The 24,871-nt window shown below is 61.9% G+C and carries 24 protein-coding genes; 13 read left to right on the forward strand and 11 right to left on the reverse strand.

All coding sequences use genetic code 11. From position 1 onward, the window contains the following. Window positions 1-19 precede the first annotated feature (19 nt). Genes BWR18_RS11195 through BWR18_RS11205 form a run of 3 tightly spaced genes read left to right on the forward strand, consistent with a single transcriptional unit; the run spans window position 20 to window position 2,293 of the window. On the forward strand, window positions 20-1,000 hold the full coding sequence (locus tag BWR18_RS11195; protein WP_076628277.1) for an ABC transporter permease: 981 nt from the start codon (window positions 20-22) through the stop codon (window positions 998-1,000). A gap of 1 nt (window position 1,001) precedes the next feature. Continuing rightward, on the forward strand, window positions 1,002-1,955 hold the full coding sequence (locus BWR18_RS11200; RefSeq protein WP_076628279.1) for an ABC transporter permease: 954 nt from the start codon (window positions 1,002-1,004) through the stop codon (window positions 1,953-1,955). After that, window positions 1,955-2,293 (forward strand): hypothetical protein, encoded by a 339-nt coding sequence (locus BWR18_RS11205; RefSeq protein WP_076628280.1) that lies wholly within the window; start codon window positions 1,955-1,957, stop codon window positions 2,291-2,293. Before BWR18_RS11200 ends, BWR18_RS11205 begins: the two co-directional genes overlap by 1 nt. Window positions 2,294-2,327: 34 nt before the next feature. On the opposite strand, the gene BWR18_RS11210 is transcribed toward BWR18_RS11205, so the two are convergent. Together BWR18_RS11210 and BWR18_RS11215 are read right to left on the reverse strand one after the other, a co-directional pair. Beyond that, on the reverse strand, window positions 2,328-2,525 hold the full coding sequence (locus tag BWR18_RS11210; RefSeq protein ID WP_076628282.1) for a hypothetical protein: 198 nt from the start codon (window positions 2,523-2,525) through the stop codon (window positions 2,328-2,330). A 16-nt stretch (window positions 2,526-2,541) separates the two neighbouring features. Next, window positions 2,542-2,751, reverse strand: a complete 210-nt coding sequence (locus BWR18_RS11215; RefSeq protein ID WP_076628284.1) for a hypothetical protein — start codon at window positions 2,749-2,751, stop codon at window positions 2,542-2,544. A gap of 176 nt (window positions 2,752-2,927) precedes the next feature. Here BWR18_RS11215 and BWR18_RS11220 point away from each other — a divergent pair, with 176 nt between their 5' ends. Beyond that, on the forward strand, window positions 2,928-4,640 hold the full coding sequence (locus BWR18_RS11220; RefSeq protein ID WP_076628285.1) for an ABC transporter ATP-binding protein: 1,713 nt from the start codon (window positions 2,928-2,930) through the stop codon (window positions 4,638-4,640). Between the two features lie 101 nt (window positions 4,641-4,741). Here the strand turns inward: BWR18_RS11220 and BWR18_RS11225 are convergent, their stop codons facing one another. From BWR18_RS11225 to BWR18_RS11240, 4 genes are all read right to left on the reverse strand, one after another. Then, window positions 4,742-5,956, reverse strand: coding sequence for an MFS transporter (locus BWR18_RS11225; RefSeq protein WP_076628287.1), 1,215 nt, complete (start codon window positions 5,954-5,956; stop codon window positions 4,742-4,744). A 128-nt stretch (window positions 5,957-6,084) separates the two neighbouring features. Then, the gene (locus tag BWR18_RS11230; protein ID WP_076630265.1) at window positions 6,085-7,179 is read right to left on the reverse strand and encodes a patatin-like phospholipase family protein; all 1,095 of its coding nucleotides are present in this window, start codon (window positions 7,177-7,179) and stop codon (window positions 6,085-6,087) included. 157 nt (window positions 7,180-7,336) lie between these two features. Beyond that, entirely contained in the window at window positions 7,337-8,131 is a 795-nt protein-coding gene (locus BWR18_RS11235) for an N-acyl homoserine lactonase family protein (RefSeq protein WP_076628289.1), read from the reverse strand. Beyond that, window positions 8,128-8,421 carry a putative quinol monooxygenase gene (locus BWR18_RS11240; RefSeq protein ID WP_076628291.1) on the reverse strand — a complete coding sequence of 98 codons (294 nt, stop codon included), beginning with the start codon at window positions 8,419-8,421 and terminating at the stop codon, window positions 8,128-8,130. Before BWR18_RS11240 ends, BWR18_RS11235 begins: the two co-directional genes overlap by 4 nt. 132 nt (window positions 8,422-8,553) lie before the next feature. On the opposite strand from BWR18_RS11240, the gene BWR18_RS11245 reads away from it, so the two are divergent. The 3 genes from BWR18_RS11245 to BWR18_RS11255 are packed head-to-tail and all read left to right on the forward strand — an operon-like array spanning window position 8,554 to window position 11,302. Further along, window positions 8,554-9,630, forward strand: a complete 1,077-nt coding sequence (locus BWR18_RS11245; protein WP_076628293.1) for an isocitrate/isopropylmalate dehydrogenase family protein — start codon at window positions 8,554-8,556, stop codon at window positions 9,628-9,630. Continuing rightward, the gene (locus tag BWR18_RS11250; protein WP_076628294.1) at window positions 9,627-10,640 is read left to right on the forward strand and encodes a Gfo/Idh/MocA family protein; all 1,014 of its coding nucleotides are present in this window, start codon (window positions 9,627-9,629) and stop codon (window positions 10,638-10,640) included. Before BWR18_RS11245 ends, BWR18_RS11250 begins: the two co-directional genes overlap by 4 nt. After that, window positions 10,640-11,302: a GntR family transcriptional regulator gene (locus BWR18_RS11255; RefSeq protein ID WP_076628296.1), complete on the forward strand. Its 663-nt coding sequence runs from the start codon at window positions 10,640-10,642 to the stop codon at window positions 11,300-11,302. Before BWR18_RS11250 ends, BWR18_RS11255 begins: the two co-directional genes overlap by 1 nt. Before the next feature lie 12 nt (window positions 11,303-11,314). On the opposite strand, the gene BWR18_RS11260 is transcribed toward BWR18_RS11255, so the two are convergent. From BWR18_RS11260 to BWR18_RS11275, 4 genes are all read right to left on the reverse strand, one after another. After that, window positions 11,315-12,094, reverse strand: a complete 780-nt coding sequence (locus BWR18_RS11260) for an IclR family transcriptional regulator (RefSeq protein ID WP_076628298.1) — start codon at window positions 12,092-12,094, stop codon at window positions 11,315-11,317. A gap of 12 nt (window positions 12,095-12,106) precedes the next feature. Continuing rightward, a complete protein-coding gene (locus tag BWR18_RS11265) occupies window positions 12,107-13,465 on the reverse strand; it encodes a TRAP transporter large permease (protein ID WP_076628300.1) in 1,359 nt (452 codons plus the stop codon). Next, window positions 13,462-14,133 (reverse strand): TRAP transporter small permease, encoded by a 672-nt coding sequence (locus BWR18_RS11270; protein WP_076628301.1) that lies wholly within the window; start codon window positions 14,131-14,133, stop codon window positions 13,462-13,464. Before BWR18_RS11270 ends, BWR18_RS11265 begins: the two co-directional genes overlap by 4 nt. A gap of 146 nt (window positions 14,134-14,279) precedes the next feature. Continuing rightward, on the reverse strand, window positions 14,280-15,512 hold the full coding sequence (locus BWR18_RS11275) for a TRAP transporter substrate-binding protein (RefSeq protein ID WP_076630266.1): 1,233 nt from the start codon (window positions 15,510-15,512) through the stop codon (window positions 14,280-14,282). Window positions 15,513-15,621: 109 nt separating this feature from the next. On the opposite strand from BWR18_RS11275, the gene BWR18_RS11280 reads away from it, so the two are divergent. After that, window positions 15,622-17,217, forward strand: a complete 1,596-nt coding sequence (locus tag BWR18_RS11280; RefSeq protein ID WP_076628303.1) for a GMC family oxidoreductase — start codon at window positions 15,622-15,624, stop codon at window positions 17,215-17,217. Here the strand turns inward: BWR18_RS11280 and BWR18_RS11285 are convergent. Continuing rightward, the gene (locus tag BWR18_RS11285) at window positions 17,214-18,227 is read right to left on the reverse strand and encodes a LacI family transcriptional regulator (RefSeq protein ID WP_076628305.1); all 1,014 of its coding nucleotides are present in this window, start codon (window positions 18,225-18,227) and stop codon (window positions 17,214-17,216) included. The two genes, BWR18_RS11280 and BWR18_RS11285, sit on opposite strands and share 4 nt — an antisense overlap. A 276-nt stretch (window positions 18,228-18,503) precedes the next feature. Between BWR18_RS11285 and BWR18_RS11290 the strand changes: the two genes are divergently transcribed. From BWR18_RS11290 to BWR18_RS11310, 5 genes are all read left to right on the forward strand, one after another. Beyond that, window positions 18,504-19,850, forward strand: coding sequence for an ABC transporter substrate-binding protein (locus BWR18_RS11290; RefSeq protein ID WP_076628306.1), 1,347 nt, complete (start codon window positions 18,504-18,506; stop codon window positions 19,848-19,850). 69 nt (window positions 19,851-19,919) lie between these two features. Then, a complete protein-coding gene (locus BWR18_RS11295; RefSeq protein WP_076628308.1) occupies window positions 19,920-21,152 on the forward strand; it encodes a carbohydrate ABC transporter permease in 1,233 nt (410 codons plus the stop codon). A gap of 118 nt (window positions 21,153-21,270) precedes the next feature. Next, the gene (locus tag BWR18_RS11300; protein ID WP_076628310.1) at window positions 21,271-22,485 is read left to right on the forward strand and encodes a carbohydrate ABC transporter permease; all 1,215 of its coding nucleotides are present in this window, start codon (window positions 21,271-21,273) and stop codon (window positions 22,483-22,485) included. 8 nt (window positions 22,486-22,493) lie between these two features. Beyond that, window positions 22,494-23,747 (forward strand): MGH1-like glycoside hydrolase domain-containing protein, encoded by a 1,254-nt coding sequence (locus BWR18_RS11305; protein WP_083957847.1) that lies wholly within the window; start codon window positions 22,494-22,496, stop codon window positions 23,745-23,747. 3 nt (window positions 23,748-23,750) lie between these two features. After that, entirely contained in the window at window positions 23,751-24,803 is a 1,053-nt protein-coding gene (locus tag BWR18_RS11310; protein ID WP_076628311.1) for an ABC transporter ATP-binding protein, read from the forward strand. Window positions 24,804-24,871 lie beyond the last annotated feature (68 nt).

The raw sequence follows: 24,871 nt of genomic DNA on the forward strand, positions 1-24,871 counted from the left end.
AACAGAAAGCCGGATTCACTTGCTCTCCTTCATCCTCCAGCGCGTCCTCCAATCCTTCCTCGTCCTTCTGGTCGTGGGCCTCGTCGCCTTCTCCATGTTCCGCTTTGTCGGTGATCCCATCGACAACATGCTGGGGCAGGAACGGACCATCGAAGACGTCGAACGGCTGCGCGCGCAGCTTGGCCTCGATCAGCCATTCGTCGTGCAGTACTACCGGTTTCTCGAAGGTGCCGTGCAGGGCAATTTCGGCGTCAGCTACCGCCAGGGCCGCCCCGTCTCCGACATTCTGCTGGAACGCGCACCTGCCACGCTGGAACTGGCAGCGGTCTCGGGGGTCCTCGCCATCTCTCTTGGCATCGCTCTGGGCGTCTTCACCGCCATCCGACGAAACGGGCTCTGGGCCAACGTGATCATGTCCGCCTCGCTCATCGGGGTCTCCCTGCCCACCTTCCTGATCGGCATCCTGCTCATCTACCTGTTCTCGGTCGAACTGGGCTGGCTGCCAAGTTTCGGCAGGGGCGAGACCGTGAGGATAGGCAACTGGACCACCGGGTTCCTGACCGCAAGCGGGTTACAGGCGCTGATCCTGCCCGCAATCACCCTCGGCCTCTACCAGATGACACTGATCATGCGGCTGGTACGGTCCGAGATGCTGGAAGTCCTGCGCCAAGACTACATCCGCTTTGCCCGCGCCCGCGGCCTCAAGGAACGCGCCATCAATTTCCGCCACGCGCTCAAAAACACGCTGGTCCCGGTGATCACGGTCACCGGCCTGCAACTGGGCAGCATCATCGCCTTCGCCATCATCACCGAAACGGTGTTCCAATGGCCGGGCGTCGGCCTTCTGTTCATCAACGCCATCCAGTTTGTCGATATCCCGGTCATGGCCGCCTACCTGATGCTGATCTCGGTCATGTTCGTGGGAATCAACCTGATTGTGGACCTGCTTTATTTCGCCATCGACCCGCGCCTGCGCGTCGACCGGGCCGGAGGACACTAAGATGACCGACACAGCCCAAACCCAGACACCCGCCAAGGCCCCCACCCGCCTGCAACGCTGGGCCGACAGCGACTTCTACTACCAGTTCAAACGCTCACCCGTGGCCATCGTCAGCTTTGCCGTGGCGCTCCTGCTGGTCCTCAGCGCAATCTTTGCTCCGCTCATCGCCCCCTTCAACCCGTTCGACCCGGCCTCTCTCAACCTGATGAACGGCTTTTCCCGCCCCATGACGCCCAACGCCTTCACCGGCGACAGCTTCTGGCTGGGCACCGATGACCAGGGGCGCGATGTCTTCTCGACCATCCTCTACGGCATGCGCATCTCGCTCTTTGTCGGCGTCGCCGCCGTGCTCTTTGCCATGGTGCTGGGCATCACACTGGGACTGCTCGCAGGCTATGTCGGTGGCTGGACCGAGACCATCATCATGCGCATCGCTGACGTGCAGCTGACGTTTCCCAGCATCCTCGTCGCCATGCTGATCTTCGGCATCGCCAAAGGCGTCACCCCCATCGAGTACCGCGACCAGATGGCGATCTGGGTCCTGATCATCGCCATCGGCCTATCCGACTGGGTCCAATTCGCCCGCGTCGTCCGCGGTGCCACGCTGGTGGAAAAGAACAAGGAATACGTCCAGGCCGCCCGCCTGATCGGGCGCTCGGGGCCCGCGATCATGGTGCAACACATCCTGCCCAATGTCCTCTCGCCCGTCCTAGTGATCGCCACAATCTCGCTCGCACTCGCCATCATCGCCGAAGCCACGCTCAGCTTCCTAGGCGTCGGCGCCCCGCCCACGCAACCGTCCCTCGGCACGCTCATCCGCATCGGCCAGGGCTTCCTCTTCTCCGGCGAATGGTGGATCCTCTTCTTCCCCGCCTGCACGCTCCTGGCGCTGGCACTGAGCGTCAACCTGCTGGGCGACTGGCTGCGGGACGCGTTGAACCCGAGGTTGCGGTGATGAAATCTTTAGTCCCATTCCTTATCGCTGCCGCAGGCGTAACGAAGGTGCAGGCTTTTTGCTTCGAACCAAAAATGCATGAATCGCCTCCAGACTTTTACTTCGTCAGCAAACCATCAGCGCCTTACTGTTTGTCCGGGTACAGGTACTCTGGGACACATACTTGCAATGACTGGGAAATCGACAGCTATCTAAGCGATGTTGATCGGCATTTGGCCGAACTGAACGCCTACGTCGATGAGTATTTGGCCTTCGCAAATGAAGCGGCGGCAAAATACGAAGAAGCCGTTGAGTTTGCTCAGTGTTCGGCACAAGCAGCAACGGAGGAATTGCGATAACCTCCCTCGTCAACACATCCGAGCGCTCGGCGACTTACGATATTTGCTGCGGCACAACTGTTATGTCGCTAAAGGCATACTCCCCCGCCCCCGTGCACCACTCGGCCCCCACCGCCAACCAATGCACGTCGCCATCGGGCAAATGCACCACCACACGCCCGTCTTCCACGGTCAGGTTGTTCATCGACACAAGGCTCAAAAGCAAGCCGAACGACTGGGCTGTCAAACACATCTCAAATACTCCTGTCTTAGCGGCCCGTCTCGGGGCCGTATTGGGGATCAATCTGCGCAAGGAAGGACGCGGGCGTTTCATGCGGCGCGCCTGTGCACCACTCGTTGACCACGTAATGCCAATGCACATCGCCATCCGTGGCATGAACGGTAATCGTCTGGGCATCGCCACTGACCAGCGCCATCCCCAGAATATTCAGAAAGGCGGCCAGGCTCGCAGTCGTCATGCACATGGGCGTTCTCCTCGCGCTGCGCGGTTGCCCTCCCTGTCGTACTATGGCTCCACCATGCCGCGCCCCAAGCGACCCACCAACACAATTCATGCCGCAGCGCAGCAAAAATGCTGCGTGCGCAAAATCACGCCCAATTCCTGTGCAATTGCCGGGACAGAGAGCAGGCACCCATGACCACCTCCCTCCTCGACATCTCCGACCTCTCGGTCCACTACCCCACGCGCAAGGGCACGTTCGTCGCCGTCAACGGCGCCGACCTCACAGTGGCCCCCGGTGAAATCCACGGCCTCGTGGGCGAATCCGGTGCCGGGAAATCCACCATAGGCGCTGCCGTCATGGGCCTCATCGACCCGCCTGGCCACATCGCCGACGGCACCGTCAGCTTCCGGGGGGACACCATCTCCGGCCGCGACGCCTCAGCCATGCGCGCGCTGCGGGGCGCCAAGATCTCGATGATCTTCCAGGACCCGCTCACCTCCCTCAACCCACTCCTCACGGTCGAGGATCAACTGGTCGAAACCATCGAGGCGCACCTCAAGCTCGGCGACAAAGCCGCCAAAGCACGCGCCGTCGATCTGCTCGACCGCGTCGGCATCCCCGACCCCGCCGAACGCGTCAAACAATACCCCCACCAGTTCTCCGGCGGCATGCGGCAACGCGTGGTGATCGCCCTTGCGCTGTGTTCCGAACCCGATGTCATCATCGCGGACGAACCCACCACGGCACTCGACGTCTCGATCCAGGCGCAAATCCTCGACCTGATCAAGGAACTGGCCCGAGAACGGCAAGTGGGCGTGATCCTCATCACCCACGACATGGGCGTGATCGCCGACACCACGGACCGGGTGACCGTCATGTACCAGGGCGCCGTTGTTGAAACGGGCACCACAGCCCAAGTCATGGGCGCCCCCGAACACACCTACACCAAATCGCTCATCGCCGCCGTCCCCCGCGCCACGCTCAAGGTCCACCGCTTCCCGCAGCTCTCCTATGGTGGGCGCGACACACGGTTTGCCATCGAAGACCTCGCGCGCAACTGGCCGACGCCCCCCAAATCCAAGACGGGCACGCTGGTGCAGGTGGACGGCATCACCAAGGAATTCACCCAACGCGGCTCCATCATCCCCGCCTGGCGCAAGATGTTCACCGCCGTGGACAAGGTCAGCTTCGATATCCGCGAGGGCGAGGTGTTCGGCCTCGTGGGCGAGAGCGGATCAGGCAAATCCACCGTCGCCCGCATGATCGCCACGCTCTACGACACCGATGGCGGGCACATCTATTTCGACGACACCGACATCACGCAACTCGCCTCACGCGCGGAACGCGATGCCTACCGCCGCCAGATCCAGATGATCTTCCAGGACCCGTTTTCATCCCTCAACCCCCGCATGCGCGTGGACGCCATCGTGGCCGAACCCGTCCTGCACCACAAACTCCTGACAGGCAGCGCCGTCCAGACCCGCGTCGACGAATTGCTGGACCGCGTGGGCCTCGGGTCCGAGGCAGGCCGCAAATACCCGCACGAATTCTCGGGCGGCCAGCGTCAACGCATCTCCATCGCCCGTGCGCTCGCTACGCAACCGCGCTTCCTTATCTGCGATGAACCCACCTCCGCCCTCGACGTCTCCATCCAGGCGCAGGTGCTGAACATCCTCAAGGACCTGCAGGAGCATCTCGGCCTCACCATGCTGTTCATTAGCCACGACCTGCCCGTCGTCCGGCAAATGTGCGACCGCGTCGGCGTCATGCGCCAGGGCCAGATGGTCGAGGTGGCTGACACCGAACAGCTCTTCGCAGCCCCCAAAGCCGACTATACCAAAGAGCTCCTCAACCTCATGCCCAAACTCGAAGGGCTTTCAACCGAAGGGCTCGAAAACGCCTGACTGCTTCTTCTCTTTGACAAATACGGTCGGGGGAGCTCGAGGGGGCAGACAGCCCCCTCGTCAGCAAAAATGAATCGCGTGCGCGCCAGCGCTCATTTGCGTCACCGCTCCATCTTCAGCGACAACGCCCAGGCCAAACCGGTCAACACCACCAGCACGACTACGGACACAGCCCAGCCCTGCGCCACGAACACCTGCCCGATCACAAACGCACCGGCAATGCCGCCCAGATAGTAGCTCGCCAGATACAGGCCATTGGCCGCCGCCGGATCACTGCGCGCCGTGCGACCCACATAGCTGGTGGCCACAGACTGGGCAAAGAACAACCCCGCCCCCACCAGCGCCAGCCCGGCCAGAAACACGGCCAGCACAGGCACCAACAACAACAGCAGCCCCAGCACGGACACAGCCATCGCGACATGAAAACTGGTGCGCGCCCCGTGTCGCGCCACGGACGCGGCGGCCAAAGGGGTCGTCAGAATGGCAGGGGCAAAGACGAAATAGACCACCCCGATCATCGCCTGCGGCAGATCAAACGGCGCCTGCGCCAGCACGAAATTGGCATAGGTGAAGGTGGCCACGAACACGAACAGCAGGACAAACCCGATCCCGACCATCGCCACCAGTCGCGCATTGCGCAAATGCCCCATCCACGCGTCGATCACGGATGTCTGCGCAGTCTCCACCACCCCCCGCGTGTCGCGCGCGCCAATGTAGAAATAGGCGACCACCGCCCCGGTCAGGTTCAGCACCGCAAACCCGTAAAAGCTCTCGGCCAACCCAACAGTCCCTGCAATCTCGGACGCCAAAAGCCGCCCGAACAGGTTCGACGCCACATTCCCGGTGATATAGGCCGCCATCGCACCACCCACTGCCGTCAGCGAACACTCCTCGCTCAGATAGGTCAGCGTCAGGGTGAATGCGGCGGACATGAACACGCCCTGTACGACGCGCAGCAGCGTAAAGGTGGTCAGATCATCGGTCGATGCCAACAGCACAGTAGGAATGCTCAACAGCGCCAGACAGACCCAGATGCCCCGCTTGCGGTCAATCCGGCGCGCAAAAACCGCCACCACCAGCGAGGCCACCGCCATCCCGATGGTCGAGGCATTGACCGCAAATCCCATCGCAGCAGGCGACACGCCATAGGTCTCCACCAGTGTGGGCAGCAGCGCCTGCGCGCCAAAAAGATCAATCAGCGTCAGAAATGCAATCAGCGCAATCATGGTGGACCTGCGGATCACCATGCGCCGGTCCTCGGGCGCCTTTTCGGCCAGCTCGGGCGCCAGCCCCGTCATCTGCGCGGTCACGGCCATGACCCGGCCCTCCAATGGCTCATATCGGGCAGCGCGCCTCGCGTGCCACCATGGTTGAAAACCGGTTAACGCGACCTCTAACCCATTGAAGCCGAGCGATTTCACCTGTTTGTCCCCGCGGGGACAGATCACCCGCGCCGCGATTTCAACTCAACCACATTGGCCCCGTGCGGCGCGCCAAAATCATCAAACAGGTCGCGCAGATCCAGCGTGCTCTCGACCTCGATCTTGTCAAAATTGGCGCCCAACCAGCGATCCGCATAGTCTCGCCCCAGATCGCGTAAATGGATCAGAAACGCCCATTCCGAGTTCAGCTTGGATGACGCATCCAGCGCCAGCATGTCGTCGCAGCCGTCGATCATGTGCATGTTCATCACGCGGTATTCCTGGTCCGACAGCGCCCCCTCGTCGATCAACCGATGGATCAGGTCGATGGTCCGCAGGTCCCGCAGAAGCGATGCGTTGAACGTGATCTCGTTCACGCGGTTCTGGATGTCCCGCGCGCGGCGCGGCGTGCCGGGACGTTTGAGCGGGTTGATCTGCACGATCACGATGTCCGAGGACGGCGAGTGGTCGATAAAGGGAAAGAGCACGGGATTGCCCATATATCCGCCATCCCAATAGGGCACCCCGTCGATCTCGACGGCCTTGAACATATTAGGCAGGCAGGCCGAGGCCATCACCACATCAAGCGTCACCTCGTTCCTGTGAAAGACCCGCGCGCGCCCCGTCTCGACATTCGTGGCCGAGATATAGAGGCCCATGTCATCGCATTTGGCGACTTTGTCGAAATCAATGAATTCCTCGACCACGTCCCGCAGCGGGTTCAGGCCAAGCGGGTTCAGATCATAGGGCGACGCCATCCGGCTCATCATGTCCATCATCACATAGCCGGGCGAGGCATCAAGCGACCAGGACCCCAGCATCATGTCAAGCGGAGTGCGTTTGATTGGGCTGCCCTGCCCCGCCACGCTGACGGCGCGCCAGAAATCCTCAAGCGCCTGCCGCGCGCCTGCGGCGCCTGCATCGTACATACCTTGGGTCGCGACCACGGCGTTCATGGCGCCGGCAGAGGTGCCGCTGATCGCTTCGATCCACAGCCGGTCCTCCTCGAACATGCGGTCGAGGACGCCCCAGGTGAACGCCCCGTGCGATCCACCGCCCTGCAGGGCGAGGTTGATGGACTTTTCGTGACGTTTGGCCCGGCCATTGGTGGCTGACATCTTGACGCTCCCTTTCATGTGGAACCTCGTGTGGCCCAGAGGTAGGGATGCCAAAGACGCGCAACAACTTTGCGACGCACTTCTCTCGATCACGTGAGACAGCGCGCCGTTCCGCCGCGCAATTCGCGCGGTTTCGCCCGTTTTCCGAGCGGTTTTGTTACAGCGTTGGGTCGGTCAATGGCCCCACGTCCAGCCGCGTGACATGCTCGGCCGTCCCCGCGGGGAAATGCGCACGCACCAGCGGATCATGCCCGGGCACCACCAGTTTCGGCGCGCTGGCGAGCGCCTGAATGGTGGCGAAGCCGTCGAGCATGTCCTGCATGTCCACCACGATGGGAAATGGGACGCCGTGTAGAAAATTGCCATAGAAATGCGCGGCATCGGAGGCGAGAACGAGCCATCCGGCTTGCGTACGGATGCGTACGGCCTGCATTCCCTTTGTATGCCCGCCGATGCGGTGGACAGTGATGCCGTCGGCAATCTCGCTGTCGCCGTCATGAAAGGTGATCTTGCCGGAGTAGAGCCGCTGCACCGCCTCGACCACGTGGCCCACAGTAAAGGGAAAGCGCAGCGCGTCGTGGCACATGCAGGGGCCGGTGGCATAGGCCATCTCGGCCGTTTGCAGATGCAGTTGTGCGTTGGGAAAGAGATGCAGACCGCCCGCGTGGTCGAAGTGCAGGTGGGTGACGATGATCTCGGTCACGTCCTCGGGTTGCAGGCCAAACGGCTTCAGTGCCTCGCCTGGATCGAGGCGAATGGGCCGCCCCCGCGCCTGCCCTTCGGCGGCGTCAAAGCCGGTGTCCACGAGGATCACGCGGCCCTCGCCCCGGATCAGCCACATGTAGAAGTCGATGGGATCGGGTGCGTCGTGATTGTCGTCGAACATGTAGTTGTCGCCACGCACGCGCGCCGTCTGTTCGGCGTATTTGATGGCATAGACCTCGTAGGTCATCTTTCGACCTTTTCGAATGTTTTCAGGGTCTTGTTTGCGATCATATGGCCGATCTTGGGGCCTGTTTCGAGGTAGTGGGGCATCTGTTGGTGCGCCTCGAACGCGGCGAGGTCATCGTAGAGTTCGTAAAGGAACACGGTGTCGGGCTGCGCGGGATCAGTGCAGACATCGAATTGCTGGCAGCCGGGTTCATCGCGCACTGAACAGCGGGCGTTGTTGAGGATCAGCGGCATGAACGCGTCCTGCGTGCCCGGTTTAAGGTCGAAGATCACGGTGACGGCGTAGGGCATGGGGTGGTCCTTGTTCTGATCCTTCGCAGCGGATGCGGAAGAGTATTTGATAAGTCATGCGTTAATGTATACACAAGTGCATACGAGAAGCGAGTCGCTTTTCACCAGCCTATGCCGAAAGGGACCCGTGCCATGACCAAGATCTTTGATATCGCTGTTTTCGAAGGGGATGGGATCGGGCCGGAGATCATGGCACCGACTGTGGAGTTGTTGGCGCGGATGGCGGCGGGGTCTGGGTATGACTTGGGGTGGACTCACCTGCCTGCGGGGGCTGCGCATTATGCAAAGACCGGTGAGAGCCTGCCTGCTGCGTCAATGGACGGGGCGCGGGCGGCGGATGCGATCCTGCTGTCAGCTATGGGATTGCCGAGTATTCGCTATGAGGATGGGACCGAGATTGCGCCGCAGATCGAGCTGCGCAAGGCGCTGACCCTGTTTGCGGGGGTGCGCCCGGTGACGATCCGGCCCGGACAGCCGACACCCTTAGCCACCGACAAGCCGGTGGATTTCGTGCTGATCCGGGAGAGCACGGAGGGGCTGTTTTACACCCAAGGCTGCGGTGAGGTTGAAGCGGATGAGGCGCGCGAGACGCTGCGCATCACGCGCGAGATTTCGGAGCCGCTGTTTCGCTTTGCCTTTGACATGGCCCACGCCCGAAAGGCGTCCGGTCAGGGGTCGGGCAAGGTGACATGCGTGGACAAGGCCAATGTGTTCCGCGCCTTTGCGTTCTTCCGCGAGATGTTTGATGCGGAAGCCGCGAAGCACCCGGAGATCGAGGCCGATCATGCCTATGTCGACGCGACGGCGCTGTGGATGGTGGAGCGACCCTGGTCGTTCGACGTCATGGTGACCGAGAACATGTTTGGCGACATCTTGTCCGATCTGGGGGCTGGTTTGATGGGGGGGCTTGGTTTGGCGCCTTCGGCTGACATTGGCACGGACCATGCCGTGTTTCAGCCATGTCACGGGTCGGCTCCGGACATTGCAGGCCAAGGGGTGGCGAACCCCATGGCGATGATCCTGTCGGGTGCGATGATGCTGGAATGGTTGGCGGGGCGGCATGATGTGCAAGCCATGGCCGCAGATGCAAAGCGGCTGCGCGATGCGGTGGATGCGGTGGTGTCCGAGGGTCGTGTGCTGACCCGCGATCTGGGTGGGACGGCGGATACCGCACAGGTCGTAGCGGCCATTCAGGGGGCGCTGGCATGATACGGGTCGCCTGCGTCGGGGCGGGGTATTTCAGCCAGTTTCACTATGGCAGTTGGGCGCGGATGGACGGCGTTGAGGTCGTCGGGGCCTGTGATCTGGATATTGCCAAGGCGCAGGCCACGGGCGCGCCCGCCTTTGATGATCTGGGCACGATGCTGACCGAAGCTGCGCCGGATCTGCTGGACATCATCCTGCCTCCGCCCGCCCATGCGGCCACCATCCGGGCGGCGCTGACGGCAGGGGTGAAGTGGATCATCTGTCAGAAGCCGTTTTGCATGGACCTGGAGGAGGCGCGCGGGATTGTCGCGGAGGCGAAGGCCGCCCATGCGCAGTTGGTTGTGCATGAGAATTTTCGGTTTCAGCCGTGGTATCGTGCGATCAAGGCGCAGTTGGCGGCCGGGGCGATTGGCGATGTGTTGAACGCGACCTTTCGGTTGCGCCCCGGGGATGGTCAGGGGCCGGAGGCTTACTTGGACCGCCAGCCGTATTTTCAGGCGATGCCCCGGTTTCTGGTGCATGAGACGGCGGTGCATTGGGTGGATACATTTGCATATTTGTTTGGCCCGGCGTCCGCCGTCTATGCCGATCTGCGCCGCATCAATCCGGCGATTGCGGGTGAGGATGCGGGGCATGTGATCTTTGACCACGGGCCGGTGCGAGCGCTGTTTGACGGGAACAGGCATCTGGATCATGTGGCGGACAATCTGCGCCGGACGATGGGTGAGGCGTTGATCGAGGGGACTCGCGGTATTCTTGCGTTGCACGGCGATGGGTCGGTGACACGGCGGGGGTTTGGGTCTGATGCGCTTGAGACTGTGCTGGGGCCGGACACGTGGGACGGGTTTGGCGGGGACTGCGTGCATGCGCTGCAAACCCATGTCATCCGCGCCATGGTCGATGGCACGGCGCTGGAGAACGCGGCGCGCGATTACTTGCGGGTCATTGCGGTGAAGGATGCGATCTATGCCTCGGCTCAGGACGGGCGCAAGATCGTGCTGGAGGGGGCGTGATGGGGGCCATGAGCAATGTGGAACGGGCGGTGTCGGCGCTGCGCCAGATGATCTTTGCCGGGGAGTTGCCGCCCGGGTCCGATCATTTGGAGACGGAGTTGGCCGAAAAGCTGGGCATGTCCCGCACGCCGGTGCGCGAGGCGGCGTTGATGTTGCAGGCGCAGGGGCTGGTCGAGATGCGCCCGCGGCGGGGCATTCGCATAACACCGGTGTCGGCGGCGGATATGGCGGAGATTTATGACATCCTGACGGAGTTGGAGAGCCTGGCGGCCGCGCGCGCGGCGGAGGCGCAGTATTCCAAGGCGGATCTGGCCAATCTGGCGACGGCCATTCGGGATATGGATGGGGCACTTGCACGGGATGATCTGCGCGCGTGGGCGGAGGCGGACGATCGGTTTCACCGCGAGTTGGTGCGGCTGGGGCGCAATGCGCGGTTGAGCATGGTGGTGTCCGTGATGCGCGATCAGGTGCGCCGGGCGCGGGCGACGACGCTGTTTATGCGCCCAAAGCCAAAGCAGTCGAATGAAGATCACCGGGTGGTGTATCAGGCCATCGCGCGGGGGGATGCGCAGACGGCGCATGACACACACCACGCGCACCGGCAGGCGGCGCGGGATATGTTGGTGGCGCTGTTGGAGAAGCACCAGTTTCACGGGCTTTAGGGGGCTCGTACCCTACGAGGTATGGAGCTTCGTCAGCTCTTCGGACCCGCGGCGGAGGGCCGGAAGGAAGTCGATCAGGTCCACGAGGCTGCGGCGCTGGATGGGGGCGTGGGCAGAGAGGGTGGCCAGCAGCTTGCCCTGCCCGTCCCAGATGGGCACCGCGACGGCGGCCATGCCCGGCATGAATTCCTCGTTATCCGTGGAATAGCCGCGCAGGCGGGTGGTTTCCAACTCGGCCTTGATGCGGTCGAGATCCGTCAGTGTGCCTTCGGTATAGGCCTCAAGCGGGCGGGCGGTCAGGACCGTGCGCAGGATGTGGGGGCGCAGGGTCGACAGGTACATCTTGCCCGAGGCGGTGCAGTGGAACGGCACCTGGCTGCCGATGGGCAGTTGGATGCGAAGCGGCCACTGGGTTTCGACGCGGTCAAGATAGGTCATCCCCTCGCGATCTGCCGTCGCCAGGTTGCAGGTCTCGCCCACTTCTTCGGCCACGCTGCGCAGGATGGTGAGGCGCGCGGTGCGCAGGTGTTCCGACGACACGGTGCTGATGGCCAGGGCCCGCAAGCGGGGCCCGGGGCCGTAGCTGCGACCGTCGAGGTCGCGTTGCAGGAAGCCTTCGGCCTCGGCCGTTTGCAACAGCCGGTGCACGGTTGGTTTCGGCAGACCCAATGCGTCGATCAGGTCTGTCGGCTTGACGGCCACCCCACGCTTGGCAACCTCTTCCATCACCATCAGCAGGCGCAGATTGGTGGGGATTTGGGTGTCCTTGCGGGAGCGGTGATCGTCAGGCATCGGTCTTATGGCTTATCTTTCCGGCAGCAGGATCAGGGCGAGGTCGGGGACCAGCGACACCAGGATCCACACTGAAATCAGGGCAAACAGATAAGGGACCGTATAGCGCAACAGCTTGAAGTAGGGAACGCCTGTCACGCCTGACGCAACGTAGAGGTTGAGGCCATAAGGCGGCGTGATGAAGCCGATGGACGCCCCGACGAGGAAGATCACGGCGAAATGGACCGGATCGACACCGATATTGGCCGCGATGGGCGCCAGGATCGGGGCGAGGATGATCGTCACGGGCAGCGATTCCAGCACCATGCCGAAGATGAACACGATGGCCATGGCGGTGAACAGGATCGGGTAGAACCCGCCCATCGACGTCACGAAGTTGCCGATCACCTCTTGCGCGCCCAAGAGGGACAGGATCTGCTGCATCACCACCGAGATGGCGATGAGCGGGGCAAGAATGCCTGTGATCTGAGCCGAGCGCATGACGATGCCGGGGATCTGCGGAATTGTGAACCCTTCGACCACCAACATGGAGATGGTCGATTTTTCCGACCAATCCTTGTTCTGGTCCATCCTAAGCGTTTTCGAAATCACCCAGCTGCCAAGGCCCGCAATGATGCCGAAGCCCACTGTCACACCCGCCGCTTCTGTGGGTGAGAACTTGCCCGTGTAAATGCCCCAAAGCACCAGACCGATGGCAAAGAAGCCAAGCCACGCGCCAAGACCGGTTTTGAACACCCGCAGCGGGGACAGGGCAATCAGATAGCCCCAGCCGTTGCGCCAGCAGATGATGAAACAGGCCAGCATCATGCCCAGAACCATCAGCGCGCCGGGAATGATACCCGCCACAAACAGCTCGGAGATCGGCAGGTTCATCAGGAAGCCGTAGACGATGAAGATGATCGACGGCGGGATGATGATCCCGACCGTACCACCCGCAGCCGCCGTGGCCGCCGAGAAGCGTTCGTCATAACCGCCCTTGACCATTTCGGGGTGCAGCATCGACCCGATGGTCGCTGTGGTGGCCGAGTTGGAGCCCGAGATGGCGGCGAAAAGGCCGCAGGCACCCAAGCTGGCCATGGCCAGGCCGCCACGGATCCAGCCCAGGCAGGCATAGGCAAAGTCAGACAGCCGCCGCGCGATGCCCGAGCGGTTGATCAAGTCCCCCGTCAGGATAAAGAGCGGCATGGCCAGAAGCGCAAAGCCGTCGGTGAACACGTCCTGCAGGGCCGCGCCCATGTTCAGAAGTTGCAGGTCCAGCACGTAGGACATGCCGATCACCCAGTAGGCGATGACGAGGAACACCGGCACGCCCATCATGAAGAACAGCGTGACGCCGATGGAAATCAGCGTGATGAGGGTTGGATCGCTCATACGTCACCTCCGATCACGGCGGCTTCGATCATCTCATTGCCGTTGCGGTACTTGTTGATGTCGGCGACGAGGTTTTCGAAGACGCGCGCAGTGAGCAGGATAAAGGCGATGGGCACCGTGCCCAGGAACCACCACTGCATGACGTTGTCGGTGCCAAGCATGATGGCGAAGTTGGCCGCGGCGCGGACAGTTTCCTGCGATGTTGTGACCACCACGATCCAGGCAAAGCAGAACCACAGGACCGCGTCGAGGATCAGAAGTCCGAACTGGACGGCGCGCGGTGATCCGCGGCGGAACTCGGCAAAGGCGAGGTGCGTGCGCAGCTTGACGTTATAGCTGCAGCCGACCCAGGTCATGATCAGGAACAGGAAAGGCGGCAATGTCGTCGACCAGGCAGGCTGGCCGCTGAGGTAGAAGCGCTGGATGACACCGGCGAAGATGATGTAGCCGATGGCGAGGTAGGCCACGACCATCACGGCAGGTTCCAGATTGCGTTCGATGACGGGCACTGCGCGGTAGAGCAATGTCACCAACACGCCGCCCACCAATGTCACGATAAAGCCCAGCGGCCACATTCCGGCATTGCCGCGCAGGGCGGTTTGCAATTCGAACGAGTCGCCTGTCATTAGGGCGGAGATGATCTCTCCCATGCCCGCGATCAACTCCATGATGCACCTCCCTCGTGCCGATCAAAACCGTTCCGACATCTTGTCGTGTCAGGACACGGAAATCCACGCCAGAGTAATCCGGCATGGATTGATGCTTGGGCGGCATGCGCCCAAGCGATTGATTTTGCGAGAAATCCGTTTCCGGATCAGCCGCGCCACCAGCGGCGGGGTTCGACGTTTTCGGCCAGGGTGTGCGGGTTCTGGCGCACGCCGTCATAGATGTCCTGGTAGGTGTCGATGCCACCTGCCCAACCGTTGATCCGCTCGCGCCACTGCTCCCACAGTTGCGGCTGGAATTCGGGCGAGCACATCTCTTCAGCCTTTTTCAACTCGGCGTCGGACAGGGCCGCGACGCGCACGTTGTTCTGGGCAAAGATGGTGTCGGGGCCCTGGTGCGGGTGGCTGAAGCCGACCGTGTTGACCAGTGCCGCCTCGTTCGCGGCCTGCACGTGGACCTGTGTCAGGTAGGACGATTCCATCACGGCGTCTTGCAGTTCGCCGCCCAGATTGTCGAAGCTTTGTGCGTTCATCGCCGTGTGTTCTGTCCCGCAGAAGAACTTGAGGTCCACACATTGGCTGACCACGGGCGACATGTTGGCGTAGGCCACGGCCGAGGCCCATGTTTCGGCGCCGTCGATCAGGCCCTGCTTGAGACCATCAAGCGTTTCTTCCCAAGCGACCGGAACGGGGTTCAGGTTCAGGGCGTTCATCGCGATGCGGCCCAGCTGTGTGCCGGTCACGCGGTTCTTGGTGCCTGCAAGCTGGTCGATGGATGTGACCGTGGGCTTGTCTTCCCACGACAGACCCAACTGGATGCCGCGCAGTTCGGCGTGGGTGAAAAGGAACTTCAACCCGTGGCGCTTTTCGAACGGGTCGCGCAGGATGCGCTGGCTGTCGGGGCTGTACATGAAGTAATATTGGTCGGCCCGGCTGCGGAACATGTAGGCGTAGTCCAGCACGTTCAGATAGGGCGCGCCACCGGCGGAGTTCTGGGTCGAGGCGGCGTAGATATCGACGATGCCCTGTTGCGCCTTTTCAACGCAGGACAGCTGACCACAGATCTGGTTGTTGCCAATGAATTCGATGCGGATTTCGCCGTCTGTCCGTTCTTCGAGGTCGCGGGCGAACTCGAGGCAGCCTGCGCGCTCGATCAGCAGGTTCTGCTGGTTGAAGCCGGCAGCGCCGAATTTCAGCACGTGCTTCGGCTCTTTCGCGAACCGCTTCTCGTAGGATGATTCCGCGGCTGCCGCCAAGTTGGCAAGGCTCATCGCACCACCAAAGCTACCCGCTGCAAGCAGCGTCGAGCTAAGGCCATACCGACCAGCCACACGGAATAGATCGCGGCGCGAAATGCCCGCGAGGTTTTTCTCAAGTTTCATGCAATCCTCCCTGATACGCATTATTGAGACGTTTTATCTCAGAAAAGGCTAGCGCAGCTTCGACAATCTGCCTAGTCTTTTTTTGACTTTAAGTTCGGGAGGGGTCGTTTTGGAAGCCGATTATGTCATCGTGGGTGCTGGAAGCGCTGGCTGCGTGATCGCAAATCGTCTGAGCGCGGACCCGAAGAACAAGGTTGTGCTGCTCGAGGCGGGCGGGCGCGACTGGAATCCGTGGATCCATATCCCGGTCGGTTACTTCAAGACGATCCACAATCCGAATGTCGATTGGTGCTACAAGACCGAGCCTGATCCGGGATTGAACGGGCGGTCCATCGAGTGGCCGCGCGGCAAGGTGCTGGGCGGGTCGTCGTCGCTGAACGGGTTGCTTTATGTCCGGGGCCAGCCGCAGGATTATGACCGCTGGGCGCAGATGGGCAATCGCGGCTGGGCGTGGGATGATGTGCTGCCCCTGTTCAAGCGGTCCGAGCGGAACGAGCGCGGCGCCGATCCGTATCACGGGGACCAGGGCAACCTGTCGGTGTCCAACATGCGCATCCAGCGTCCCATCACCGATGCGTGGGTCGCAGCGGCACAGGCAGCAGGCTATAAGTTCAACCCCGATTACAACGGCGCGGATCAGGAAGGTGTTGGTTTCTTTCAATTAACTGCCCGCAACGGGCGGCGCTGTTCGTCTGCTGTCGCCTTCCTGAACCCGGCCCGCAATCGCGACAATCTGGATATCGTAACCCACGCCCAGGTCGAGAGGATCGAGCTGGATGGCACCCGTGTGACCGGCGTGTCCTATCGCGACCGGGGCGGCAATTGGCAGGTCGTGAAAGCCCGCAAGGAGGTAATCCTGTCGGGCGGTTCCATTAATTCGCCGCAGCTGCTGATGCTGTCGGGGATCGGAGAGGCGGCGCAGCTGCACGAGCACGGGATCGACGTGGTCGCCGACCTGCCCGGCGTGGGCAAGAACCTGCAGGATCACCTGCAGGCGCGGCTGGTTTACAAGTGCAACGAACCCACCCTGAATGACGAGGTGTCGAGCCTGTTTGGTCAGGCCAAGATTGGCCTCAAATACCTGATGTTCCGGGCCGGTCCGATGACCATGGCGGCGAGCCTTGCCACCGGGTTCATGAAGACCCGCGACGACCTGGAAACGCCGGACATCCAGTTCCATGTCCAGCCCCTTTCGGCAGAAAATCCCGGCAAGGGTGCTGACCCATTTTCGGCCTTCACCATGTCTGTTTGCCAGCTGCGCCCCGAATCAAAGGGGGAGATCCGCCTCGTCAGCAAGGACGGAAAGACTTACCCAAAGATCATTCCGAACTACCTGAGCACCGAAACCGACTGCCGCACGGTCGTCGAAGGGGTGAATATCGCCCGCCGGATCGCGCGGCATGCGCCGCTGACCTCGAAAATCTCGGAAGAGTACCGGCCCCATGCGGATCTGCCCATGGACGATTACGACGCGACGCTGGACTGGGCGAGAAACAATACGGCGTCGATCTACCACCCGACGGGCACCTGCAAAATGGGATCCGACAAGGGCGCGGTGGTGGACGAACAATTGCGGGTGCACGGCATCACCGGCCTGCGCGTGGCCGATTGTTCGATCATGCCGGAGATCGTGAGCGGCAACACCAATGCGCCCGCCATCATGATTGGCGAAAAGGCGTCGGACCTGATACTCGGCGCGGCTTAACCGCTGCGCCAGAGCGGTTCGGGCTCATGCAGGGTTTGCAACTCGTCCGCTGGCACGCCCGAGACGCGGTCAATGAGAAGGCGGGCCAGTTCTCTGCCCGTCGCCACCAGATCCTCGGCCACGGTGTCGATCTGCGGATAAAGCGTTGGCAAGATGTCCGTCGTCTGCCGGCAGATCAGGTCGTAGTCGCGGCCCAAGACCTGCCCTTTGTCCGCCATGCCGCCCATCAGGGCCAGCGTTGCCAATTCGTTGTTGCTGATGATCGCATCGAACGGGTCGCCGCGCTGCGCCAGCGTCTGACCAAAGGCGCGGGCCGTGTCGGTTGAAATCAAGATGCCGGTTTCTGTCGCCACCTCGCCCGTCATGCCGCGTTGCGCAAGGGCGCGATGAAAGCCCCCCGTGATCTTGGTAAAGTTGGTGGTCGCGTCATCCTCGGCCACCAGCACCAGCCGCGTACGGCCCCGGTCGATCAGCCGCTCGACCGCCATCTCCACATAGCGTTCGGCATGGAAATCATGGAAGGCATGGGCAGCATAAAACTCTGTCCGCCCATGGGAGACAAAGGGAAAGTCGGCGTCGATCAGCATTTGCACCCTAGGGTCGCGGGCGCTGGTGTGGGTCAGGATGATCCCGTCCGATGTGCGGTTTTGCAGAACGTAGCGCACCGACTCCTCTGGCGTGGCCCCTTGTAGATCGGGGATGACATTCAGGTGGTACTTGGTGCCCGACAGATGCGCGCCGATCCCTTCGATCATCTGGCGGGTGTAGTCGATGGTGTTCTTGGCAGGCGACAGGACAAGCGTCAGTACGTTGGTCTGCCCCGTGCGCAGACGTACGCCGGCGCGATTGGGCACATAGCCGACCTCTGCCGCGGCACGCGCGATCTTGTCCCGCGTTTCCTTCTTCAGGCGCGACCCGTCGCGTAGGGACAGCGACACGGTAGACAGGCTGAGCCCCGTGATCTCGGCAATTGTCTTGAGCGTCGGTGGTTTGCGGGTCGGGTCGGCCATGGCCTGCCTGTGTGCTGGAAAGGTGGAGTTGTCAAAATATCTGAGCAGCACCGGCGCGCTCAATCAACCACGAATCAGGTTGCATCGTTGCAATTTTAGACCACCCACTATTTCTGCAGCGCGGCAAAAATATGATTTTTCAAGGTTTTTGTTGAAAGCAGCGCAGCGAAATTTTTTGTTGCATCGTTGCACTAATCTGCGACCATTTATGGCAGGTTCCGTTCGGATTGCTGCGCAGGCGACCGGATCAAAAGACGTTTCATGGGAGGACACCACATGTATGCAACCAAAGGTCTGATGACCGGCACGGCGATGGCCCTGGTGCTGGGCGCAAGTGCCGCGATGGCGGATGACATCCGCTTCTGGACGACCGAAGAGCAGCCCGAACGCCTTGCCAAGCAGCAGGAGATGGCCGCACAATTCGAGAAGGCCACGGGCAACGCGGTCGAAGTGATCCCCGTGTCCGAGACGGATCTGGGCACGCGCACCACAGCCGCCTTTGCGGCCGGTGACCTGCCCGACGTGATCTACCATTCGCTTCAGTATGCTCTGCCATGGGCGGAGGCGGGGATCCTCGACACCGAAGCCGCGACAGAGGTGGTTGATGCCCTGGGTCGTGACACCTTTGCCGCCGGACCTTTGGCGATGGCGGACTATGATGGCGACATCGCATCCGTGCCGGTGGACGGCTGGACGCAGATGGTCGTCTATCGGGCTGATCTGTTCGAAGAGAAGGGGCTGGAGCCGCCCAACACATTCGCGAATGTTGAGGCCGCGCTGGAGGCCCTGCACAACCCGCCGGAGATGTACGGATTTGTCGCCGCCACCAAGGTGGACGAAAATTTCATGTCACAGGTGCTGGAGCATGTGTTCCTGGCCAATGGCGTGAGCCCCGTGGGCGACGGCGGATTCCAGGAACTGGATGTGGCGGCCACGACCGAAGTGCTGGATTTCTACAAGGCGATCGCCGAAGCCTCGCCCCCGGGTGAGCTTTACTGGAAGCAATCGCGCGAGATTTACTTTGCAGGCGATGCGGCCATGATCATCTGGTCGCCCTTCATTCTGGACGAGTTGGCAGGACTGCGCGACAGCGCCGCGCCCACGATCAACGACGATCCAACCACCAAGGAATTGGCCGCAAAGACGGGCATCGTGACCAACTTTGCCGGTCCATCGAACCCGGATGGGGCGGCCTGGGGCGATGTGCGCTATTTCGGGATCACGTCGGATGCGGACACCGAGGTGGCGCAGGCCTTTGTCGAATTTTCGATGAATGACGGCTACATGCAGACGCTGTCCATTGCCGCCGAGGGCAAGTTCCCGGTCCGCACCGGTACAGCGGATGAGCCCGGCAAGTTTTCAGCAGCGTGGTCGGAGATCCCGGTGGGTGTGGACCGCAAGGCACCGATGAAGGATCTGTACGCGGCCGATATGCTGGACGAGATCGTCGGTGGTTTGAAGGTCGCGCAGCGTTGGGGTGTGGCCGAGGGGCAGCTCGCGCTGGCGTCGAAGATGATCAACAGCCAGGCGATCAACCGCATCGTGCGCCAGTACATCGACGGTGAGGTGGATGCTGCGGGTGCTGTTGCTGCGATGAACAGCGAATTGTCGGCGATCAACTAAGACCCGCGCGGCCATCGAGGGGGCGGCTGCGCCCGCCCTCTCTCTTCTCCCGCAATTTCGAGACATGCCATGACGGTCCCTACCCCACCGACCACCCGCGGCGCGCTTGAGCGCCGCGAGGCGCGGCTGGCCTGGTCGCTGCTGCTGCCCACGATCACAATCGTGAGCCTGGTGATCATCCTGCCGCTGCTGGCAATCTTCTGGATCAGCTTCAAGCCCGTGGGCCTGGCCGACCTGCGCCCCGTGGCGCCTGTGATCCGCGAGAGCCTGCGCGAGCGGTCGGGCGAGATGGTCATCGAGTACCGGGTCCGCAATTCGTCCCAGCAGAAGGAGATCGTCGGGCTGGGGTTCACCGATACGCTGCATGACGGCGTGACGTTGGGTGTTTTGCCCGAGCCCTGTTCTGTGGATGGAAGCGCGCTGCGTTGTGACTTCGGTGATGTGGAGGGCGGGTTCAACGAACGCATTCGCATTCCCGTCACACTGGTCGGTGACCCCGATGCGCTGGAGGAGATGGTCGAGGGGACAGAGCCAACTGGCTATGGCACCGGCGACAACATACTGACCAATACAGAATTCACGCTGGACAACTTTGCTCGCATTTTCGACGGGGACGAGTTCTGGTCCGTGCTGTGGGCCACCACCTTCTACACCGTCTTTGGCACCATTGGCGCTCTGGTTGTCGGCCTTTTTGCGGCCATGCTGCTGAACAAGTCGTTCCGTGGCAAGGGCGTGCTGCGGGGGCTGTATTTGTTTCCTTACGTGTCGCCCATCATCGCAGTGGCCTTTACCTGGGTGACGTTGCTGGATCCGTTTTCGGGGTCCTTGAACGCGCTTTTGATCCAGATGGGTGTGGTCGAAAGTCCGATCAATTTCTTCGGACAGCGCCCCCTCGCCCTGATCATGGTCACGGTCTTCGAGATCTGGCGCTATTTCCCGCTGTCCTTCCTGTTCATTCTGGCGCGGATGCAGTCCATCGACACGGATATGTACGAGGCCGCCGACATGGACGGCGCGTCGCCTTTCCAGAAGTTCTGGTACCTATCGCTGCCGATGCTGCTGGGCATCCTGTCGGTCCTGTTCCTGTTGCGCTTTATCTGGACGTTCAACAAGTTCGACGACATCTTCCTGCTGACGGGCGGCAATGCCGGCACGCGGACGCTGACGGTGAACGTGTACGAGCAGGCATTCGCCATCTCGAACATCGGGGCGGGCGCGGCCGTAGCCGTCGTGATCTTTGCCACGCTGCTCGTGTTCAGCTTTTTCTTCTTCAAATACATCAGCCAGGAGGAAGGGCTGTGAGGTTCGGTGCCGCAAAACAAGTTTGCGTTGCGCCTGCGGCGGGCGGAGTCGAGGGGCGCTGCCCCTCGGCCTGCGGCCTCACCCCGCGGTTTATCTGGCGAACTGAAGGAGCATCGGTATGAGGATCCTGCGTCAAGGTGGTGTGACCGGAGCAGTGATCGGTCTGTTTTGGGCTTTTGTCATGGCTATCACCGTATCCGTCACCCTGTCCTTTGCGTCCGGCCTTGGGTTTCGACCAGGCAGTTTGGGGTGTTTGGTGCTTGGGGTCGCTGGCGGTCTTGCCCTGATCTATCTGCGCAATGCGCGTATGGTGATGGGTGGGTTTGTTCTGCTGTGCGTTGTGCTGATGTTCACACCACTGTCGCCGATCCTATTTGGCGAGGCCGTACCGATCCATTGGCAGCTTATGGCGGTTGTCGCGTTTGGCGTGTTTTTCATCTGGCCCCTGAATGTCATGCTGGTCGAGGCGCATCCCGGCGCGCTGAGCCGCCATGCGTTCGAGGATGCCGTGATCCGGTTCCTGACCGGATTTGGCTACATCGTCTTCACCGCTGTCGTGCTGATCCCCTTCTACGTGATGGTGATGACCAGCCTGAAGTCGCAACAGGCGCTCTTGCGCAATCCGCTGGATTTTTCCATCGAGCTGAGCCGCGGGTGGGATCTGTTCCGCAGCTATTCCGAGTTGTTCGGACAGTTCAATTTCGGCAGCTACCTGTGGACCAGCTTCTACGTTTCCGTCCTGACGGTGCTGATCACGCTGCTGTTTTCTGTCCCCGGCGCCTATGCCGTGGCGCGGCTGCGCTTCCAGGGGCGAGCGGCGTTTTCACGCTCCATCCTGCTGATCTACATGGTGCCGATGATCGTGCTGGCCTTGCCCATCTACATCGTGTTCTCGATGACGGGCCTGCGCAACACCATTCCGGGGCTCTTGATGATCTACCCGGTCACCACCATTCCCGTCGCGCTTTACATGTTGCAGGGCTACTTCCGCGGCCTGCCGGGCGAGGTCGAGGAGGCGGGCCTCATGGACGGGCTTTCCCGCTTGCAGGTGATCTGGAAGATCACCCTGCCCCTGTCCCTGCCCGCGATGGTGTCGGTGTCGCTCTATGTCTTCATGATCGCCTGGAACGAGTTCCTGCTGGCCTTCATGCTGCTGGACGATCCGTCAAAATTCACGCTGACGCGCGGGGTTGCGATGCTGAACTCCTCTGAAATTCCACGCCAGCACCTGATGGCCGGTGCCGTGATCGCAACCATTCCGATCATGGCCCTGTTTCTTGGGCTGGAACGGTTCATGACGAAAGGGCTGACCGCCGGGTCGGTAAAGGGATGATGCGAGACATGACATCCACGGACATGCGCGATGAACAGGCGCGCGCGATCCTGAAACGCAATGATCGGGGCGGGTACACGATCCCGACGTCCGGCCTGTACCCCTACCAGTGGAACTGGGACAGCGCCTTTGCCGCCGTCGGATTTGCCGCCTTCGACATCGACCGCGCCTGGGCCGAGATCGAGACGCTGTTTTCGGGCCAATGGAACAACGGGATGGTGCCGCATATCCTGTTCCATGTGCCTGATGACGGGTATTTCCCGAACCATGATGTCTGGCAGGGCACCGGGCCGATCCCCTCCTCGGGCATCAGCCAGCCGCCCGTGGCCGCGACCATGGCGCGGATGGTGCTGGACAAGGACCCAGAGGCTGGGCGCGCGCGCATGGCCGCGCTCTACCCCAGGATGGTCGCCTGGCACCGTTGGTTCATGGACTGGCGGCTGGACCAAGGGGCGGTCTGCGTCACCCACCCCTGGGAGGCGGGCCGTGACAATGCACCGGACTGGGATGCGGCCATGGCGGCAATCACGCCGGACGGTGTCGGCGACTACACCCGGCGCGATACCAGCCATGTGGACAGTTCCATGCGGCCCACGAAATACGACTACGACCGTTACATCTGGCTGGTGCAACGCGGTGCAAGGCTCGGCTGGGACGAGGCGGCGATGCTGCAGGACACCCCGTTCCGCGTGGCCGATCCGACGATGACATTCATCCTGCTGCGCGCCACCCGCGACCTGATCGCACTCGGGCAGATGCTGAGCAAAGACGTGGGCGATCTGGAGAACTGGGCGACGGAGCTAGAGGCTGGCGCGCAAACGCTGTGGAACACCCAGCTTGGGTGCTACGACAGCCGGGATGTGGTGGGGGGCAGTTGGTCGGTCTCAATCTCGAACGCATCATTCCTGTGTTGGTACGCAGGGCTTGATGCGCCCGACATGCGCACCCGTCTGGCAGAGGTGTTGGCGCTCACGAAGTTTGGCGTGCCGTCGCTCAGCCCGGATGACGCCCGATTTGACGGCAAGCGGTATTGGCGCGGGCCGGTCTGGGGCATGATGAACATGATGATCGGGATGGGTCTGACAGAAATGGGGTTGCCGCAGGGCGACGCGCTGAAGCGCAGCACGGCGGACCTGATCGCCACGCACGGGTTTGCCGAATATTTCGACCCCCGAGACGGGTCCCCGGCGGGGGGCGGGACCTTTACCTGGACGGCTGCGGTGTGGCTGGCCTGGGCGTCTCCCAATACGCAAGGAGCCTGAGGCATGGGTGCGATTACACTGAATGCCGTTGAGAAATGGTATGGTGAGGTACAGGTCATCAAGGGCGTGGACCTGGCGATTCATGATGGCGAGTTCATCGTGTTTGTGGGCCCGTCGGGCTGTGGCAAGTCCACCTTGCTGCGCATGATCGGCGGGCTTGAGGACATCAGCCGCGGATCGCTGGACATCGACGGCACGGACGTGACCGACCAACCGCCCAGCAAGCGCGGGCTGTCGATGGTGTTCCAGTCCTACGCGCTTTACCCGCACATGTCCGTGCGCGACAACATGGGGTTTTCGCTGAAGACGGCGGGCGCGCCCAAGGCAGAGATCACGGAAAAGGTGGACGCCGCCGCAGCGACGCTCAAGCTGGATCAGTATCTGGACCGACGGCCCAAGGACCTGTCGGGCGGTCAGCGCCAGCGCGTGGCCATTGGTCGGTCCATCGTGCGCGACCCCACCGCGTTCCTGTTTGACGAGCCGCTGTCTAACCTTGATGCCGCCCTGCGGGTCGAGATGCGGTATGAGATTTCCAAGCTGCACCAGGCACTTTCGGCCACCATGATCTATGTCACCCATGATCAGGTCGAAGCAATGACGCTGGCCGACCGGATCGTGGTGCTGGATGCGGGCCGGATCATTCAGGTCGGCACGCCCCGTGAGTTGTACAACCACCCGGGCAACGTGTTCGTGGCGCAGTTTATCGGCAGCCCGAAGATGAATGTGTTTGCCTGTGCCACATCAAACGGCACCTACACCGTCCCCGGCGGACGCGGCGGCGCATACACGCTGAGCGGGCAGGCCGTGCAGATGGGCATCCGGCCCGAGCACATCACCGTTGGCGCGGCAGGCACGGGTCAGTGCGACGGGACCGTTGATGTTGCCGAATATCTGGGGGCCGACACATTTGTGCTGCTGGATTGTGGCGCGGCAGGTCAGATCAACGTGCGAATTTCAGGGGATGCAGGCGTTAAGGTTGGCGACGCCGTTGGCCTGAGTTTTGATGCGGCGCGCACCCACTTCTTTGATGCAGACGGAAACACGATCCGCACCTGAACGCACTTGGTCAGTGGCGTAGTGCATATTTGAAGAACAATGAAATGAGTACGTGTTCTTCGCCTTCA

The sequence above is a fragment of the Tateyamaria omphalii genome (assembly GCF_001969365.1).
GTDB classification, from domain to species: domain Bacteria; phylum Pseudomonadota; class Alphaproteobacteria; order Rhodobacterales; family Rhodobacteraceae; genus Tateyamaria; species Tateyamaria omphalii_A.